General features: G+C 75.1%; 1 protein-coding gene. It reads right to left on the bottom strand.

Annotated features, from left to right (window positions below; translation table 11 throughout):
• Window positions 1–431: 431 nt before the first annotated feature.
• A partial coding sequence (locus MCBG_RS04110; protein WP_043324003.1) for a chorismate-binding protein occupies window positions 432–676 on the bottom strand: 245 nt, incomplete at its 5' end.

Raw genomic sequence — 676 nt, 5'->3', positions numbered from 1 at the left:
GAGCGGGCGGCGCGGGACTGGTGCGACTGGGAGGACGTGCACGTGTCCCTGGCGGGCGGGTACGCGCCGGATCCGCGGTTCGCCGATCCGGTGTTCCGGTACGGGTTCGCCCGGCTGGTGACGCACTACTTCGCGAACCGGGGTTTCCAGCCGGACGGGCAGGTGCTGCGCGACGCGGGCCGCCTGGCGAGGATTCCGGGGGTGCTGGTGCAGGGCCGGCTGGATGTCAGCGGCCCGCCGGACATCGCGTGGCTGCTGACCCGGGACTGGCCTGATAAAAAAGCTGGAGATCGTGGAGTCCGGAAAGCACGAAAAACGGGCACGGCATCGGCGAGCGGGTGGTCGCCGCCCTGGACGCGTTCGCCGCCGGCCGGTAGCCGCCGCACAAGAACGCTACCGGCCGGCGGAGCCGCCGCGAGCGGGCCGGCCCGTCAGCCGGCGAGCAGGGCGCGGATCGGGGCGGCTTTGGCGGCGGCCTCGGCGACCTCGGCGGCCGGGTCGCTGTCCCAGGTGATGCCGCCGCCGGCCCACAGGTGCAGCAGGTCGCCGTCGGCGGCGGCGGTGCGGATGGTCAGGCCCAGGTCGAGGCGGTCGGGTCCGACCCAGCCGAGCGCGCCCATGCTCGCGCCGCGTCCGACCGGCTCCAGCCCGGCGATCTGCGCCAGCGCGGCGCGTT

Origin of the sequence: Micromonospora sp. M42, from assembly GCF_000568915.1 — a bacterium.
Classification (GTDB): Bacteria; Actinomycetota; Actinomycetes; order Mycobacteriales; family Micromonosporaceae; genus Micromonospora; species Micromonospora chalcea.
This window is presented reverse-complemented; position numbering and strand designations above follow the sequence as displayed.